The organism is Limosilactobacillus reuteri subsp. porcinus, assembly GCF_036621895.1.
In the GTDB taxonomy this organism is placed as follows: Bacteria; Bacillota; Bacilli; order Lactobacillales; family Lactobacillaceae; genus Limosilactobacillus; species Limosilactobacillus reuteri_J.
The window spans coordinates 1-16,622 of the sequence record NZ_LN887349.1; the positions used below are offsets into that span (position 1 = coordinate 1).

The following is a 16,622-nucleotide window of genomic DNA, read 5'->3' on the forward strand; positions in this document are numbered from 1 at the left end:
TACGATCCTGAACTGTGTCAATTGGCAACTTAACTCTGCGAAGTTGTATTAGTTCCTTACCGATCGCAACCATTTCGTTATAAATAAAGCGACTAGCGTCACTATTAATTTTAATCAACTGCTTTTGTTGGTCACTAGGATAGCAACGCATTTTCAGGCCATAATGATATTTTATTTTTGCCATTGACTTCATTTAATTTCACCTCCTTTATTGATATAATAATATTGTATCACATGTCAATGATAATAAATATAGAGGTCAATAAAATGAGTAAAGATAAAATCAAAGATGCAGTATATACCAGACGATATATCTATAACTTCCATTTCCATCTAATTTGGGTTACTAAATATCGTCATAAAACTTTTACTACTGATGAGTTATCGAACGAAATGAAGGAGATCCTATGGCAAGTAGCTGAGGATAACGAAATCGTAATTGAGAAAATGGAAGTTATGCCTGACTATGTTCATGTCTTAATTAACTTTCCACCTAGCAAGGCACCGACTAGCGCCATCAAAGTGCTCAAAGGCAGAAGCGCCTTTATTTTCTTGCATCGACACCCGGAAATTCGGCAGTCCCAATACTGGGGTGGTCATTTATGGTCGCCTAGTTACTACATGAGCACGTTAGGTAATATGAGTAAAGAAGTAGTCGAGAAATATATAAACGATCAAAAATACAATGAGATGAAAAAAGCTCCTTACGGAGCTTGATAGGGCCTTCCATCCCATGACTAAAGTCACGGGATTTCCGGCTGAATATCATTAAAATGATGGAATCGCTTGGTTTAAAGCGTTTCTACCTCCACTTGCCAATTGCCTCAATGCCCCATAAAGATGTATTAAAAGCAATTGAAATTTATGGAAAAGAAGTTGTACCAAAAGTCAAAAAATATTTTAAGGATAAAAGCAAATTGAATGATTTTTCAATTAAATGGAAAGCATAAAAAGATAGACGTGAGTGGAAAAAACACTTTTTTCTCACCCACGTCTTTTTATTACTAGAGCTTAATATTCTCAATTGCTAACAATTTCTTTTTGCGTTCAAGGCCACCGCTATAGCCCGTTAATTTACCATTTTGTCCAAGAATACGATGACATGGGATAAACAGTAAAATTGGATTTTTACCAACAGCATTCCCTACTGCCCGTGGACTACTATTAAGTCTCTGAGCTAGTTGCCCATAAGTCACCGTTGTCCCATAAGGAATCTGTCTTAATTGTTGCCAAACTCTTTGTTGAAAGTCTGTACCGTTCAAATGGAACTGGGGATATGTTAAAGGAACATTTCCCAGGAAATAATCATCTAACCATCTAACGGCATCTTTAATTGCCGGATAATTAGGATTAAGATTGTCCCTTTCAGATTGATCAACAAATTTTACTTCAGTGATCCCAATCGCATCTGCTTGAATCTTAATTATTCCTAAAGGCGAAAAGTAATTAAATCTGGCAATCATTATACTCTTCCTCTTTAGTTAAAATGTAAAATTTCATTTACAGGACGACGCTCTGAATGGTAGCTATTAATTGTCGTATCAGCCGAATATCCAAGCGAGATACCAACAATAAACCGTTCATCGTCTGGCACATCTAAAGTTTGATGAAGAATAGCTGGGAAACGAACACTGTTATAGGTTGGAATCGTTCCTAAACCATAAGCAGTTGCTGCTAACATGATGTTTTCAGCAAATAAGCCCGCATCAAAAATCGACCAATCTGGTGAAGCTTTAGGAATAGTAATATAAAGAATTACTGGCGAATCATATAAAGTATTGCTGGCATTTGTCATCTTTTCATGTGCCTCATCGAAATTAGCAAAATGATGAACAATTCCATGCCGCCATTGCTTCATATTATCTTGGGTTTGCGGTGCCCAATCTTCACGGCTCATCACTGGCAAATCTGAATTCCCTTGGTTACCTGCAATATCTTGATCACGATAAGCATTCTTAATTTCTTGTAATGTATCGCCCATCGCACAATATACTTGCCAAGGTTGAGAGTTTACCCATGATGGAGCACGTTGAGCTAATTCAACAATTTTAGTAATCATTTTCTTTTCAACGGGTTTGTCCGTAAATTGACGAATTGAATGGCGTTGATTAATTGCATCTTGTAATTCCATTAGATGACTCCTCCTAAATCACATACTCTTACTAAAGTTTAGCATATTTAGGTTTACTTTAATAAGATCTTGTATTGGTCACTTTATTTCTTTCGCCGCACTGCTTCTCTAATCTTGGGATAGCGAACCATTAAGCAGGCCCCATAAGTAAAACTAGTTGCGACATTTAACACCCAGATGAACCAGGCGTTGTGACTACGGAAAAATGCGATTGTGGATAAGTCTTTAAGAACCTCTTCAAACAGTTCATGTGATATTTCCGTAGCATTAATATGGGCCCCATAAAATACCTCAACACTGATGCCAATTGCAAATGAAACAAGCCAGCCCACAAGATACGGCCAATTCCTTTTAACCTTCAAAATTGGTCGTTGATGGGAATCTAGTTTATTAGTGTCTTTAATCTGCGTTTTACTTGCCTGTAGAAAGCCAATCGAAGCTCCTAAGATTAGAAGAATAATTGTAAGTCCAGCTGCCGTTAAAGATCTTACGTTTTCTAAGCTCAAGACCATCATAATTGCAGAATACACTGGGATAATTATTAGCTCAAATCGTGTTACCTTTTCATATTCAAATGTTCCTTTAATGAATTTATAGATTAATAGAATTACAAATATAGTCATTGATAATACCCTAACTTTTAAGTTTGTATTTGTATTGTACTATATGACTAAGATAGTGAAACGGCCAATTTCAGGAATAATAATCTGAGATAGCTAATGTTAGCACCAACATGTCCCGTAACAATAGACCATTTTCGTGAATAGGTTGTCCGTAATTTTTAACAAAAAAGTTCCTTTTAATCCCAGTAACGCGAAAACCTATTTTCTGGTAAAGGTATAACTGCTTAAAGCTCGTACTCCCAGTGCCAATTTGCAATTGTTGATAATGATGTACCTTTGCAAAGTGAACGGCATCCTGCAATAGCCTGGTTGCTATTCCGTGATTTTCAAGCCGTGGATCAACAGCAATATTCTTTATTTCTAATTTATCCGATGTAAGTTCTTGCAAAACCATTACAGCAATGGGATGACCATCTTTAGACTGTGCAAAAAGCATCCCTGATTGCAGATAATTTTGAACTAATTTCTTACTTGGATCAGCACTGAGAAGCAAATCCCAATGTTCAGGAGTTACTGTCGTTACTAATTCTATCCTTGTATCGTTATTAGTCATTCGACAATCCCTCATCCATACTATTGATAGTTAGAAACTGCTGATGAAGCTGTTTTGAAAATTTCATTACTCAAACTCCTTTTTCTATTAAGACTGTTTGCACACACTTTCTTATTAAGGAGACTAATTCCCACTTACATTACTTAAGGCAACAATCCAGCAACCTTATCACCTAACGTTGGATAAATCGCCATTACTTTTTGGCGATACTCATCCCCATTAATCTTCAAACCAATAATTGGCAAGAAGTTATTAATATCATCAGCCGCATAATCGCCAATTTCACTTGCCCCTACCAATTGCTGATCTTTAAAGACTAAGGTAATGGTACTGATTTGATCGTTTTGGCCCGCGTAAAGGCTACCATATTTAGTGAAACTGTCTTAACTTGATATTGTGAGTCACCAGCGACATCATCTGGATTAACACCGGCACGGGCAACCTCTGGGAATGTAAAGGCTGCTTGACCAATTGTCGGGTAAATAATATCTTGATCCGTTTTACCTGTTAAATAGTCAAAAAGATATTGACCCTCAAATTCAGCGACCGGTGTTAATTTAGGTTGTTTCCGATTAACAACATCTCCAACTGCGTACACACTGTCAACCGTTGTCATTAAGTGACCGTCGACATTAATACCATGACGATCATATTCAATATCAGTATTTTCAAACGCTAATTTTTCGATATTTGGATGACGACCGGTTGCATCAAGTACATAGTCAGCCTGTACTTCACCATGATTAGTTGTAACGAGCAAGCCATCTTTCCCTTGACTTACTTTTTGGGTATCAGTATTAAAGCTAAATTTTATTCCCCGTTGCTTCATCGCATTAACTAGCGCTTCATCTTCCGCCTTGGTAAATTCACGAAGGACGCGGTCAGAATGAACAACGATTGTTACTTCAGCGCCAGCAGCTGCTACAAGGGTTGCTAACTCTAAGCCCACAAAGCCAGCACCGATTATCGTAATCCGTTGTGGAAGTTCTTTTAACGAGAGGAGGTCATAACTGGTATGAAGATATTCTTTACCAGGAATATCCAGAATATTTGGTGTTTGCCCCGTCGCAATGATAATATGATCGGCCTGGTATTGATGACCGTTTACAGTAATAGTATGGTTATCTACAAAACTTGCGTAGCCGTCTTCAATATCATGATTTTTTTTAATAATATCGCGAGTTTCACCTGGCCATGGATCAAACCGCTTAAGCTTAGTCTGCATTAATGCTTTCCAATCTAATTTTGCTGGTTGACTGATCCCTCGACCAAGAAGTTGCTGAGATTGGAGAACAGTCCGGGCTACTCCCTCCAGAAAAATTTTGGGCTCGCATCCATAATTAGGACAAGTGCCTCCATATTCGAAGCCCTCGATTACCAATACTTTACGGTCGGTTTTAGCCAAAAGATTAGCCATTTTATAGGCAGCTGGCCCTGATCCGATCAGAATATCATCATACTTTTTCATGTTCATCCTTCCAGATTCTTACATTATTGAATTAAGTGTAACTTAAGTAGTGAAAATAGTACAAACGTTTTGTTTCGTCGCATAAAAATATTAATCAAAACTCAATTAATACTTATCCTCTTTCATCATGAAAGCGAATTCAACTAATAATTTAACAGTATTTTGTCTAACCTATTGTATGATCCATTCAAGAATGATAGATTAGCCTTTAATTATTAGGAGGTGGTCTACATGTTAAAAGTTAATACATTATTTATCATGATCGCCAGTATTCTCGTGTTATTGATGACACCAGGACTGGCTTTTTTCTATGGTGGTCTAGTCAATCGGCGCCATGCTAATAACATGTTGCTAACTGTTTTTATGATGTGTGGCTTAGCCGTGATTCTCTGGATTACAGTAGGCTATTCTCTTTCATTTTCCGGTAACCAATGGGGAATAGTCGGGAATTTAAATAATGTATTAATGATTCATGTGCCAATCGATGCTATCACTAAAACCGGTATTCCAATCGGCGATTATACAATGTTTATGATGATGTTTGCAATTATTACCCCGGCAATCTTTTGTGGATCGGTCGTCGGCCACGGACGCTTTAATTTTTTAGTAATGTTTACCATTTGCTGGTCTATCTTTGTTTACTACCCCCTTGTCCATATGGTTTGGACTCCACATGGACTATTGGCAAGATTAGGGGCAGTTGACTTTGCTGGTGGATTAGTTGTTCATGTAAATGCGGGGATAACGGCCTTAATCCTTTCAGCCTGGGTTGGTCGACGGAAAGATGTTCATTCTCAACGCAATAATTTATCGTGGGTATTAATTGGAACAGCCCTTTTATGGATTGGTTGGTATGGCTTTAACGCTGGTTCGGCCCTCGCCGTTAATGATACGGCCGTGCAAGCCATGTTAACAACGACCATCTCATGTTCAAGTGCAATGGTAACATGGATGTTATTGGATCGTTATCAGTTTAATCATGTTACCCTTGCTGGAGTCTGTAATGGTGCAATTACCGGTTTAGTAGCAATCACTCCTGGAGCAGGCTACGTTACACTAGGTGGTTCAATGATTATTGGAATAGTCGGTACAATCGTTAGCCAATACTTTATTACTAAGATCAAACCACAACTGCCAATTGATGATGTTGTTGATGCATTCGGTTGCCATGGGGTTAGTGGTATCTGGGGAAGTATTGCAACTGGTATTTTTGCTAGCCATCAGATCAGTCATCTAGTACCTAATGGGCTTTTATTTGGTGGTGGTTTGCACCTTTTGCTTGTTCAAATCTTCGTTACCTTATTGACAATTATATTTATCGGTGGGATGGATATTATCTTAATAAAATTGCTCTCAATTGTTTTACCGGTTTCGATTGATAATGAAAAACTGGCGGCAATTCAAAGTAAGTGAGCTTAAATTTTTGCTGTAAAATTAGATTATTTACGTATATATTCCTTTAGAAGCAAAAATAACATAAGGAGTAAATTTATGAATAATCTATCACGAGAAGAACAAATTGCCTTAATCTATGACAAATGGCAAAAGATGACAATTACTAGTGATCCAATGTTTGGACTAATAATGCAAAATAAAGAAATTTGTTTAGAGTTAATTAATAAAGCCCTGCCAAACATTAAAGCAAAACAGATTATCCAGTTAGACACCCAAAAAGATATTAATATTGTTAGTGCCCATCGTGTTCGCTTTGACGTTTATGTTCGTGATAATAAAAATAATATCATTGTCATTGAGATGCAAGTTAATAATCAAAATAACATACCAGCACGGTTACGTTATTACCAAGAACAGGTTGATCATGAGCTATTAAGACCTGAAAATAATTACTCAGTACTCAATAATTACCCTACTTATATTATTATGTTTTGTAATTTTGATTATTTTAAGCAGGGATGGGCACGATATGAATTTAATCTTACTTGTACTAGAGACCATAACTTGAAATTTGGTGATAATCGGACAGTCGTTATCTTCAATGCTCTTGCTAAAAAATTTGATAAAAATGATGAACCGATTAAGAACTTCCTTGCTTTAATGTGCAATCAAGGCGACAATAAGAATAGATTTATTGCACAGATTCAAGACGAAATTGATAAAGTCAAACAAGATCCAGAAAGGAGAAATGGCTTTATGAAGTACGAATTAAACTTGATGGACGCTAAAATGGAAGCACGAGAAGAAGGAATGGCAAAAGCAAAAAGGGAAGATATTAAAAAGTTAATTGACTCTCTCTATGAACTCAATATTAAACCAGAGATCATTAAACAAAAAGTTATGGAAAAATATAATTTAACTGATGATGAATATGATAAGTTTCTCGGTTAATAAAGGGAGCGAGACAGAAGTCACTCGTGACTTCGTTTTTCGACGCGAAGCTAGCCTCTGGGAGCCCCCGCAAGCAACAATAGGCCTTCAGCGTTCGACTTTGCCGGACGCTGAAGGCCATTGTTGTACTGCGCTGTTCGTATTTTATGGAAGTGACCTAACTTATGTCACAGCTCTTTTATTGATGGGTCCGATATCCAGCTGCCTGAGCATCAGCTAATGAATCAAAATAAACGACATTTTCAGGAGCAATCCCAGGATATGGATATTGCCCCGGTAAGTAGCAATACATTGTTGAACGATCACCAATAATTGAATTTGGTTCATAGTTATCCGGATCAACCCACGGCTCTGGTTCTTTACCACTCGCGGGGGCTGTATTTCCATCATTAGGCTGTTGAGTTGTTGAAGGAATCGTTGGACTACTATTATTTGAATAGCTCTTCTCATCATTCGGTTGCTGAGATTGCTGGCCGATTATCGAAGACCCCCGTTGACTTTCCTTACTGCTGGAAGATTTGATGACAGAACTAGTTTTTTCTTTATTTTTAGATTCTTTTGTCGATTTTTTCTTCTTATCCGATTCTTTAGTTGTTTTAACTACTGCATCCTCTTGAGTCTCCTGTGCCTGATTACGACTACTAATGAACCATCCGCTACCAATTAATAATAAAATAACTATTATCCATAACCATGGTCGACGATAAAACGGCTTCCGATGTTGATTTCTGTTCATAACTGGCCTCCCTTATCTTTGAACTTTCGATTTTTAACAAAAACGTTTCCAAATTCATTATATAAAATCACCATAGCGATAGATAGGTACCTTCAACGGGATTAATTATTTTTTAGAGAATTGGTTATAGGATATTCATAAAAGATAAACATTCTTCTTAAAATTATTAACTATAATTAACTAAATACTGACCATCATCAAGTAAAAATTGCTTAAATAATGGCAGCGTAAATTTTAGCTTTCCATATCCTGCTGGTGTTATGAGTTGACTATCCATTAACCGCCGACGATACATTCCAATATAACCAGGCTTTTTCTTTAATTTTGTTCTTAAGCAACTAGTTGAAACAGGGTACTCAGAAGCTTTAGCCATAGTAATAACAAATTGCTGATCCATAATAGATAATTCTTCAAGCATCTTACTATAAGCATTTCGACTTAATTGGGCTTGATACTCTGGCTGGATACTATCTATAGTTTTCATCGTAATGTGTTTATCCGGTGATTCCCATAAAAGATAACCAAGCAATTGAAAGGCATATGCATATCCGTCTGAAAGAAGAGCGGCGCGACGAACCACTTCTGGCGAAATTTCCGGATCTCGTACTTTCAATGCTTGTTGGTATTGCGCTCTGATATCATAGTAATTCAGTGGAGAAGGACTTATTCTTCCACTACGTAATAAGAAAGTTAATACATGATTATTTTGCAATTCTTGAACATTTTTGGGTAATCCAGTCATGATTATTGAGATTGGTAACCCCTCACTAATCATGACTTGATATACTGATGCTAATTCAACCATTCCCGTTACCTCTTGAGCTTCATCAATCATTACCAATACTTTCTGGTTATTTTTGTCTAATATTTTTAACATTTTTTTTAATACAAGTTGATAATTTGATGTTTGTTTATCATTAAGAGTGAATTTTAAGCCTAATCCGCCTATTTCAAAATTAATATCGGAGAGTTAGTCGAATACTTTTTTGATTTTATTTGTTGATTGTTGGTAAATCATTTCAGCCAAACGTCCCACCATATTATCTCCAATAATTAAGTGAATAGTTATCCACGTCGGATCTTGATCAATCTGCTTTCCAACAGAATTCATAAAAACTGTTTTTCCAACTCCACGATTTCCATAAATCAAAGTAGTTCGATAAGGAGTATCAAGCGCTTTAATGTCTTTAACCAATTTTGATTGTACTTCTTCGCGATCTAATAACACAGTTGGTTGAATACCAAAACTTGGATTAAAAGGATTTTTCATATTCTTTTCCTCTATTTTATATTTCTAATTTAATTTTATATCTGTTTATATCTTTACTCAAGTTTTATATCTGTTTATATCTTAAATTTTATATGTGTAAAAAGCCAGGTAACTCCCTTCTCTAAAAAAGTTAGAAATTACTTGTTTTTTTTATCAATCTAATTTTCTACTCTAATAAAAGTGATACTCATTTCATCATATTTGATATTTAGAACTAGTAATCTTTTTAGCTAATTCAGTATTTACTAATCGAATAGCTGATGAATTCTTATAAGAATTTCCCCCAAAGTTTAAATCACCATACCAACAAATTTTTTGATCAAAAACACAAATATTATTACCAATTTGTTCTTTTAACTTAAAATCGACTTTATTTGATAAAAGTTTATAGTCACAATTTCTCTGCTTTTTATCCAAAGTAAGGGAAATCTGACTAAATTTTACCATTTCATTCAACATTTCAATTTGTTTTTGATTAATCCTTTTTAAACAAATAAAGGCTTTCTTAGCATTAGCTAGATCTTGTCTCCATACCTGCAAATAGTCATTTTTAGTATAGTAAGCAGTTGAATAACTATTCCATTGCTTACTATGGACAAAACTATATCCTTGTTGCTTATAGACTCTTACCCTCTTCCGATACATCTTTGCAAATGTCTCATCAGCAATATCAACATAATCATATACACGTAATTCGTCTTTTTTATCTAGGCTTCGTTCTAATCGACCAAGATATTGCTTTGTATTACCTTTCCAAGAAAAAGGTAACGTTAAAAATAATGTATCTAAACTTGGTAAATCAAATCCTTCTCCCACATATTTGCCAGTCGACAAAAGAATATATGGGTCTTTAATTTTTGATAACTTAATGGATAATTTTTGTGTTCCAGTAGTCAAATATACTTTGCTATTTTTCTGCTTTAGTTTTGCGTAAAGTTCATTAAGATGTTTAATTCGTTCACTCAACAATAAAATATGTCTTCCTTCAGACAATGCTTGGAGTGCGTCCTTTACTATTTGATCATTACGGTCATTATTTTCAGCAATCAACCTTATCTTTTGCGCATAAGTATCACGTTCTAATTTACTTTTAGCTTCAAGAGAACTATTATAACGCGGATATATATAACGAGAAATCAAATATTCTTTTTCACTATCTTGAGCTTGGTAGATAATATTTCCACAACGATAATACATAAAATTTTCTAATCCATCTTTTCTTTCGGGCGTTGCTGTTAACCCCAGAACATATCGTGTGTTTGCTTCTACTAAAGTTTTTTCAAAGGTTACCGCAGAAATATGATGGCATTCATCAACAATTATTTGTTCATAGTCTTGAAATAGTTTTGTACGCTCAATAGCTGATAAATGGATTAATTTACGAATATTAATGATATCGACTAATTTTGAAGGATGATTACGAGTTCCAGAAATAATTTCAATTTGTTTTTTCTTAACGCATCGTCCAGTCTTAGTTAATTCTTTATATGGCACATCCTTAATTTTCAAAAATCTTAAAGCAGCATCTCGCCATTGATTAGCGATGTTAACGGTAGACACAATAATCAATGTTCTTGCTTTACGCCTTGCAATTAGCGCACATCCAACAACTGTTTTTCCAAATCCAGTATGAGCACACAGCATCCCCAATTTATTTTTATCAATTTTATTTACTGCTTCTTCTTGTTGCGGCCGTAGGGTACCTGTAAATTCAACATTCAACGCTTTGGACAGAGTAAATTGTTCTTTTAAATAACTATGACAATTATCTTTTAATGACGACTCTACTCCTCGTGGCAATCGTAAATATTTACCATCAATTTTTGCTGCTGTTAAAATTGATGGAACATCCCACACAGGCATGCGCATTCTTTGTCTCTTAATATATTCTGGATTACTAAAAGTAGCTAAGTTTAATAATGATAATTGCTCTTGACGCGTTAAATTTTGACGATTAATAAGTATTTCCCCAGCAATAAAGCCTTCAACTTTTTTAGGAAAATTTTGCAAAAACGGGATAATTAATCTAGAGTTTTCGCCCTTTAGAATTTTCAGATCTTTAGTAATTTGACTAATGAAATTTTTTACTTCTTCTTCACTATACTTTTTTGTGTTTTCTAATTGGTCAAATAACTGTGACAGTGCTAAAGGCTGAAGATTATTATCAGTAAAAATAGACTTTTTCTCTTTTACATCACTCCATTTTAATGGCAAAGCAATCAAATTTCCAAATCCTTTTTCAGGTAATCGATCTTGATTAGGAATCATACGATCAAATGATGACAAATCAAGACTTTCACTAGTAATCATCGACTCTACTAAAATCAATTTACCAAGAAACCTAGCTGTACTTGCCGCAATTGGTTGACTAAAAAATATCCACAGATGATAACTATTACCAGATGATGATATTTCAGGAAGACAGTTAAGATCATATTTTTGGCAAGTCTTAATTACTGCCTTAGTCATTTTATAAGGTTCAGCGGTTGATTGATGTTTATCAAAATCAAAAACTAATAACTTTGTTTTATCATCTTTTAATAAAGGATAGATCCCGTAACGATGATATTTATCTGAAGAAGAAATCTGCTCATAAATTACTTTCCTAGAATAAGGAAGATATTGTTTCTTCAATTTTGACAATGCTTCTTTATTATTTCGCAATTGATAAAAGCTTCGCCAATTTTTTAATGCTGGACTATATCCTTTACCATTACTCCACTTTTGAGCAAATACATCAGGACGACCTGCAAAATAATCAGCATATAATGCTAGTTTTTCACCAGTTGTTCTTTTCTTAGCTATAAGACTTAATAATTTCTGTTCACTAATAATCCAATCTGTCCCTTTATCAGTGGTAATTGAGTAAAATTTTTCTTTAGTTTCGTAATGCCAATATGCTTGAGTAACGGTAATGATATCACCGTTATTTAACGCGTATTCTTTACCTATTTCCATGTAGTTTAACTCCATTTAGCTAGCTGCTATTATTACCCATCAAGATTCTCGAAACTTTAGATTAGTCAAATCGTTTAATAACAGTATTAATATCATCTCTTAATTCTTTACTGAGGCCGGTTAAATCTTCATCTGTAATTACATTCTCTGATAACAGCTGCAATAAAGTCTGAAACATGGATCTTTTCGATACTTCAACAAGCACCCCGGGCGATTTTCGATCCGCCTTTATTTGTTTTTCCAGCTTCCAAAATTTATTCGCTGCCGAACCATCACCATCTAATATTCTTTTGTATTCCTGATTAAGGCGATTCATATATCTTTCTTGCCATTTTGGAAGCAGCTTGTTGAATAATTGCCAATCGCTTTTAGAGATATCATTCATTTCTTCTTACCTCGTTTTTACTTTAATTATACGATAAATTGTTTTATGAAATTCAACTTCTTTTGCGCCTTATACCAACACCAAAGCCTAATCCTACTCTAACATGAATCCACATTCAAAGATGGTATTAAAGTTTACATAGCACTCAGCTCTTCGAATTTGGGTGTTATTTTTAGTTAACCATAATTGCATTTCATATTCATATATTAACCACTTATCTTTCTATCAATCACAAATATTGTTTTTACTGATATATTCACACTATCAAATATATTAGGAGGCATTTTAATCATGTTAATTAAGGCAAATAATCTTACTAAAAGATACGGAACAAAATTAGCTCTAGATAACATAAATTTACAGATCGATCGTGGTCAATTAATTGCTTATCTAGGTACTAATGGTGCAGGGAAATCAACTACTATCAATCTTCTTACTGGTTTAATGACGCCAACCTCCGGGATGATCGCACGCCGTCAAGGAATAAAAATTGGCGTTGTCTTCCAAGATAGCATTCTCGATAAAGAGCTTTCAGTTAAAGATAATCTTAACTTTAGATCAAACTTATATCATGAAGATCATACTGAATGAGTTCACCAGTTAATTAGCCTAATGGGCCTCACCCATTTTCTAAATCAGCGCTATGGAACATTATCTGGTGGACAGCGACGCAGGGTTGATATCACTCGTGCCTTGATTACCGACCCAGATATTCTTTTCCTTGACGAACCGACAACTGGATTGGATTTACAAACGCGACTTGTTATTTGGAACCTCCTTCAAAAGCTACAAAAGGAACATGGTCTAACCATTTTTCTAACAACTCATTACTTAGAAGAAGCCGAAAATGCCGATCAAATGTATATCTTAGAAAACGGCAAAATTTTAGTTTCTGGCTCAGCAACCGATATTAAACAACATTATGCACCAACTAAATTAGTGGTTACAACAAATGGACATAAGCTACAAACTAACTACTCTGAGAAACAATTAACACCTCAAAAATTTTCTTTTGATAGCCTTAATTGTTCAGAAGTTATTACATTACTACATAGCAATCAAGAGTATATCATTAACTTCTCATATACCCCCGGTTCAATTAACGATGCTTTTGTCAAAATTACCGGAAAGGAGCTTCAATAATATGATTGCGTTAATTAAAAGAAACTTAAAGATTTACTTTGCTAATAAGATTGGTGTCTTGATGTCTTGCCTTGGTGCTTTAATTTCATTCTTTATTTATATTGGTTTTTTGCAGCAAAACCTGATATCTTCATTGCAATCATTGCCTCATACAAAGGAAATGTTAGGTTTATGGATGATTAGTGGAATTGTCGCCATCGCCGGCATTACCACTTCATTTCAAGCTCTTGGACAATTAGTCAAAGATCGAGAAAGCCGAACATGGGATGATTTAAGTCTAACTGATTTGACACCGTTCCAAATTAATTGTAGCTATTTAACTGCAACAATATTTATTAGCACATTAATGCAGATTATTACATTCTTCATCATGGCAGTTTACTTTATTTTAGTAGATAGTATTACTATTCCAACTACTGCATTGCTTCCCGGATTATTTTTTATTGTTTTAGGTGCAATTGGCGCAAGTGCTGTTAATTTAATTATTGTTGACCTAATCCATTCTTCTACGACTTTTAGCCGCCTTTCTGCCATAATTGGCGCAGCTTCCGGATTTATGATCGCTACTTATATGCCCTATGGAACATTATCCAAATCAGCACAATTTGTAGTAAAATTATTTCCAAGTAGTTATGAGGCTGCTAGCTTGCGAAGCCTTCTGCTAAATAAACTAAGCAAAAAATTTTTACCGCCATCCAGTCGGTACCAAATGATTGAATATCTGGGTATCCACTTCAAGATTCATGGTTATCAGTTAAATAATTATAGTAATGCATTAATGATTGTGGGAATGTCTATAGTTTTAATAGGTCTTGGAGCCGTTTGGGCAAATCGATATCAGAGGAAGAGTTAATTGTGCAAATTCATTTTCAGTCAGATCCATTACTAGGTCCTGACGATCTTAATATTACTGTGAACGCTGTTACTAAAAACGACAAAGTTATTAACCTGCTTAATTATTTAGATAAGTATGATCAAAAAAGTAGCTCTTTAATCCCAATAAAAACAGAAGATAGGATTTTAACTATAAAGCAAATAGAGCTTATCAAGGTAGAGGTAACCAAAAACATCCTCTCTTTTTATACAAAAAGCGATGTAATTCAAGCAAACGGACGACTATATCAAGTATTAACAAGGCTTAACGAAAATTTTGTTCAAGTATCAAAACACGGCATTATTAATTTAAATCATTTACTTTCCCTAGAAGCTGGATTTACTGGCAATATGATTGCTAAATTAAATTTTGATCAACGTGCCGATGTTTCACGGAAATATCTACCAGAGTTAGAAAGAAGATTGGGACTATAAAATGATAAATTTAAAAAGGGGTATCCGTTACTTTATTCGCGGGATGGGTTATGGATCTATTACTTATCTCGCAATTATTGCATTTCTCACACATAATATGACTGTTTCTACTACTAGTGTCATTACAGTGTTCATTATTAGTGGATTGATCGGGGAATTAAGTTTTGTCTTTCAAACAGAACTACCGTATTCGATCGCTCTCGTTATTCACCTAATCGGGACCTTTATTCTATATTCTGTAATGATGCTAATCAATCACTGGCCTCTTAATTGGCAAACCATTGTAATTTTCATTATCGTCTATATCGCTATTTGGCTTTTTATTCGTTTGTTAGAAGAGCAACATATTAATCGAATTAATAAGCAAATTAGAAACAGGCAAAAATAAATTTTGTATCGCAATCATCGCTTCGTTACTAAAATGAGGTGATGATTTTTGTATAGGTTAATGTCCATACAATCAGATGTTTGATAACTTCTTAGTTTCACATTTGCTTGTCGATCTGTCATTTTGCTGCCTCCCTTAACACTTTTCTTTTATATAAAACGTTAAGTACACGATTACCTTACAAACGCCTACTTGACTATCGAAATAGAACATAGAATACTCGACTAGTTAGTTCAAAATAGAAAGAATCACCATCTTTCAACGTTACATAAAGTTCACGTTCAAAGATGGTGAAGTGGTTAATTTAACTATTTAAGGTTAAGTTTTCAATGCAATGATCGCCATTATTATCTCATTGAAGGCTGACAAAGATTTCCGTATATCCGTTACCTTACACCTCTTACAAAAATAGTGAGGCGAATCATTTAATTAACTGGTTTAATTCGTTGATGTCCACAGTATCAAGGTCAATTGGTTCTCCACCTAACCAGTCTAAAAAGTCAGGATCAACTTGCCCTTTTTGGTAATCATCATAATACTGCTCTAAAGCACCGACACCACCAACATCTTCAATAATACCGTAACCACGGGCTTTTTGAACATGTGGTAGCTCCTCATTAGTAACTGGTTGAATTTTTTGGACATGAAGTTTAAACTCCCAGCCGTCCCCATAGTCATAATGAATAGTTAATTTATCTTTTTCATTTAATAATGAGACCGTTGCTAGATCAAGCTTAACTTTTGTCATCCCGCCTGGCACAAAATCTTCTGACTGAGTATAAAATTCCTGAGTCTGTTCATTAATTGCATCATACAAGTGTACCAAGTTACCATGAAACATCAAAATCACTGTTTCAGCGAGTTCCTCAATTGTACTACTACCCTTAATCACGAACGTACGGCTTGCTAGCGGTTTAAAATCAGCTAATTTAGCAGTAATTACATACGCTTGACCATAGTTTTGCGGGTTAATCAACTGACGGTTGCCAACATTCGTTGGTATATCTGCTTGTGCTGGAGCTAGTTCGTCAAGCAACTGCTGAATAAATTTATCTTGATAGTCATCTTCTGGCACAGCTAATTCCGGTTCTCCATAGATAATATCGTAGCTTGTATCTAGATAGTCTGCAACATCCCTAGCAGCTGATTGGCTCACGATCCCTGTGTGACTTAGACAAACATAAAAATTGGATAACGTAACAGAAAGAAGATCCTCATCAATTTGATCTAACGTTCCAGCGAAAAAGATGTTTGGCGCAACTAGGTTAGTAGTGACCGTGCAAATTTTATTTTTTAACCCGAAATGTCAATTT

17 protein-coding genes and 3 pseudogenes are annotated in these 16,622 nt (G+C 35.0%); 8 read left to right on the forward strand and 12 right to left on the reverse strand.

All coding sequences use genetic code 11. The features are described 5' to 3' along the window. The coding region (locus AACL61_RS02120) for a helix-turn-helix domain-containing protein (protein ID WP_339110916.1) at window positions 1-193 on the reverse strand (193 nt) is incomplete at its 3' end. A gap of 74 nt (window positions 194-267) precedes the next feature. On the opposite strand from AACL61_RS02120, the gene tnpA reads away from it, so the two are divergent. Beyond that, a complete protein-coding gene (gene tnpA / locus AACL61_RS02125) occupies window positions 268-717 on the forward strand; it encodes an IS200/IS605 family transposase (RefSeq protein ID WP_339110917.1) in 450 nt (149 codons plus the stop codon). 47 nt (window positions 718-764) lie between these two features. Next, window positions 765-950, forward strand: a pseudogene (locus AACL61_RS02130) (LLM class flavin-dependent oxidoreductase); the annotation flags it as partial. A 54-nt stretch (window positions 951-1,004) separates the two neighbouring features. Here the strand turns inward: AACL61_RS02130 and AACL61_RS02135 are convergent. From AACL61_RS02135 to AACL61_RS02155, 5 genes and pseudogenes are all read right to left on the reverse strand, one after another. After that, on the reverse strand, window positions 1,005-1,463 hold the full coding sequence (locus AACL61_RS02135; protein ID WP_003668708.1) for a methylated-DNA--[protein]-cysteine S-methyltransferase: 459 nt from the start codon (window positions 1,461-1,463) through the stop codon (window positions 1,005-1,007). Between the two features lie 14 nt (window positions 1,464-1,477). Next, on the reverse strand, window positions 1,478-2,131 hold the full coding sequence (locus AACL61_RS02140; protein WP_003668710.1) for a nitroreductase: 654 nt from the start codon (window positions 2,129-2,131) through the stop codon (window positions 1,478-1,480). A gap of 83 nt (window positions 2,132-2,214) precedes the next feature. Further along, window positions 2,215-2,754, reverse strand: a complete 540-nt coding sequence (locus AACL61_RS02145; protein ID WP_003664443.1) for a hypothetical protein — start codon at window positions 2,752-2,754, stop codon at window positions 2,215-2,217. Between the two features lie 70 nt (window positions 2,755-2,824). After that, window positions 2,825-3,307, reverse strand: a complete 483-nt coding sequence (locus AACL61_RS02150; RefSeq protein WP_339110918.1) for a GNAT family N-acetyltransferase — start codon at window positions 3,305-3,307, stop codon at window positions 2,825-2,827. 143 nt (window positions 3,308-3,450) lie between these two features. Then, window positions 3,451-4,781, reverse strand: a pseudogene (locus AACL61_RS02155) (dihydrolipoyl dehydrogenase family protein). 225 nt (window positions 4,782-5,006) lie between these two features. Here AACL61_RS02155 and AACL61_RS02160 point away from each other — a divergent pair. Next, a complete protein-coding gene (locus tag AACL61_RS02160) occupies window positions 5,007-6,188 on the forward strand; it encodes an ammonium transporter (RefSeq protein WP_339110919.1) in 1,182 nt (393 codons plus the stop codon). 78 nt (window positions 6,189-6,266) lie between these two features. Beyond that, a complete protein-coding gene (locus tag AACL61_RS02165) occupies window positions 6,267-7,121 on the forward strand; it encodes an Rpn family recombination-promoting nuclease/putative transposase (RefSeq protein WP_339110920.1) in 855 nt (284 codons plus the stop codon). A gap of 178 nt (window positions 7,122-7,299) precedes the next feature. Here AACL61_RS02165 and AACL61_RS02170 read toward each other — a convergent pair whose 3' ends face one another. The 5 genes from AACL61_RS02170 to AACL61_RS02190 form a co-directional block, all read right to left on the reverse strand. Beyond that, window positions 7,300-7,857 carry a hypothetical protein gene (locus tag AACL61_RS02170; RefSeq protein WP_102815867.1) on the reverse strand — a complete coding sequence of 186 codons (558 nt, stop codon included), beginning with the start codon at window positions 7,855-7,857 and terminating at the stop codon, window positions 7,300-7,302. A gap of 166 nt (window positions 7,858-8,023) precedes the next feature. Further along, the gene (locus AACL61_RS02175; RefSeq protein ID WP_339110921.1) at window positions 8,024-8,692 is read right to left on the reverse strand and encodes a hypothetical protein; all 669 of its coding nucleotides are present in this window, start codon (window positions 8,690-8,692) and stop codon (window positions 8,024-8,026) included. 135 nt (window positions 8,693-8,827) lie between these two features. After that, entirely contained in the window at window positions 8,828-9,127 is a 300-nt protein-coding gene (locus AACL61_RS02180) for a DnaA ATPase domain-containing protein (protein WP_339110922.1), read from the reverse strand. 195 nt (window positions 9,128-9,322) lie between these two features. Beyond that, on the reverse strand, window positions 9,323-12,085 hold the full coding sequence (locus AACL61_RS02185) for a TOTE conflict system archaeo-eukaryotic primase domain-containing protein (RefSeq protein ID WP_339110923.1): 2,763 nt from the start codon (window positions 12,083-12,085) through the stop codon (window positions 9,323-9,325). Window positions 12,086-12,146: 61 nt separating this feature from the next. Next, window positions 12,147-12,470 carry a multidrug transporter gene (locus AACL61_RS02190; RefSeq protein WP_339110924.1) on the reverse strand — a complete coding sequence of 108 codons (324 nt, stop codon included), beginning with the start codon at window positions 12,468-12,470 and terminating at the stop codon, window positions 12,147-12,149. Between the two features lie 291 nt (window positions 12,471-12,761). On the opposite strand from AACL61_RS02190, the pseudogene AACL61_RS02195 reads away from it, so the two are divergent. The 4 genes and pseudogenes from AACL61_RS02195 to AACL61_RS02210 all read left to right on the forward strand — a co-directional run bounded on the left by AACL61_RS02195 (window position 12,762) and on the right by AACL61_RS02210 (window position 15,309). Further along, window positions 12,762-13,613: pseudogene (locus AACL61_RS02195) on the forward strand (ABC transporter ATP-binding protein). Between the two features lies 1 nt (window position 13,614). Further along, window positions 13,615-14,466, forward strand: coding sequence for an ABC transporter permease (locus tag AACL61_RS02200; protein WP_339110925.1), 852 nt, complete (start codon window positions 13,615-13,617; stop codon window positions 14,464-14,466). Between the two features lie 2 nt (window positions 14,467-14,468). After that, complete coding sequence (locus AACL61_RS02205; RefSeq protein WP_102815863.1) at window positions 14,469-14,921, forward strand: LytTR family DNA-binding domain-containing protein; 453 nt, start codon at window positions 14,469-14,471, stop codon at window positions 14,919-14,921. A 1-nt stretch (window position 14,922) separates the two neighbouring features. Beyond that, complete coding sequence (locus AACL61_RS02210; RefSeq protein ID WP_003664455.1) at window positions 14,923-15,309, forward strand: DUF3021 domain-containing protein; 387 nt, start codon at window positions 14,923-14,925, stop codon at window positions 15,307-15,309. A 421-nt stretch (window positions 15,310-15,730) separates the two neighbouring features. On the opposite strand, the gene AACL61_RS02215 is transcribed toward AACL61_RS02210, so the two are convergent. Then, window positions 15,731-16,465 carry a plasmid pRiA4b ORF-3 family protein gene (locus AACL61_RS02215; RefSeq protein WP_339110926.1) on the reverse strand — a complete coding sequence of 245 codons (735 nt, stop codon included), beginning with the start codon at window positions 16,463-16,465 and terminating at the stop codon, window positions 15,731-15,733. Between the last annotated feature and the right edge of the window lie 157 nt (window positions 16,466-16,622).